Origin of the sequence: Streptomyces katrae (genome assembly GCF_000966975.1) — a bacterium.
GTDB classification, from domain to species: Bacteria; Actinomycetota; Actinomycetes; order Streptomycetales; family Streptomycetaceae; genus Streptomyces; species Streptomyces katrae.
This window is the reverse complement of sequence record NZ_JZWV01000296.1, coordinates 1-217: the sequence shown is the minus strand read 5'-3', so window position 1 is coordinate 217 and position 217 is coordinate 1. Positions and strand designations below refer to the sequence as shown.

Here is a 217-nt window from a genome sequence, read left to right as displayed (position 1 = left end):
GAGATGTGTATAAGAGACAGGCCATTCCCTGTCCGGCGAGGAGGGCGAGGGTCTTCTGCGTCCCGCACATCCCCGAGTGGACCATCAGGAGCACGCCTCCCGGGCGCAGCAGGGCCGGAGCAGCCGTGCAGATCCGGTCGATGACGGCCCGGCCTTCCGGGCCGGCCTCCCAGGCGCGCCGGGCCCCGCTGCCGGGGAGCCGGACGTCGGGGCCGGG

The 217-nt window shown here is 73.7% G+C and carries 1 pseudogene; it reads right to left on the bottom strand.

The features are described from left to right. Nucleotides 1-217: pseudogene (locus VR44_RS12100) on the bottom strand (methyltransferase); the annotation flags it as partial.